The 583-nt window shown below is 60.9% G+C and carries 1 protein-coding gene and 1 pseudogene; both read right to left on the bottom strand.

Translation table 11 applies throughout. The annotated features are described in order from the left end of the window. Positions 1-95 (bottom strand): annotated as a pseudogene (locus AC08OP_RS23745) (ISAzo13-like element transposase-related protein); the annotation flags it as partial. A 15-nt stretch (positions 96-110) separates the two neighbouring features. Beyond that, the coding region (locus AC08OP_RS23750) for an IS30 family transposase (RefSeq protein WP_476616202.1) at positions 111-583 on the bottom strand (473 nt) is incomplete at its 5' end.

Consider the following 583-nt stretch of genomic DNA (forward strand, 5'->3'; position numbering starts at 1 on the left):
TGCTCAATTTTGTTCCACTTCGAGGTCGCTGGCGGGAAATGACAGACCCTGATCTCCAGGCCGGTCCTGGCGGCGAGCCTCGCGAGCTCTCGCTTGGCGGAATCAGGCGATCATAGCGACGCGTGCCTTGCCAGCAAATCGTTGAAGACTTCGACCGGCTTCGCCCATCCCAGCGTCTGCCGTGGTCTTCCATTCAACTGCTCAGCCACCCTATCAAGCTCAGCCTGGGTATGAAACGACAGGTCGGTGCCCTTCGGGAAATATTGTCGCAGCAATCCGTTGGTGTTCTCGTTCGAACCGCGCTGCCACGGCGAGTGCGGATCGCAGAAGTAGACGGGCATGCCGGTGGCGACGGTGAACTTCGCGTGCCGGGCCATCTCCTTGCCCTGGTCCCAGGTGACGGACTTTTTCATGAAGTCGGGCAGGGTTTCCATCTTCCGGGCCAACAGGTAGGCGACCTTCTCGGCGTTGCGGTCGTAGGGGCGCGGCCTCCAATGGTCAGTGCACCACGTGTGAATCCAGTCACAGGGCTGGATCTGATAAGACGTGGTTCCCCTTGACCTGGAGGCTTGGTGCGCGGCGC

Source organism: Frankia sp. CeRuru1 (assembly GCF_977966315.1).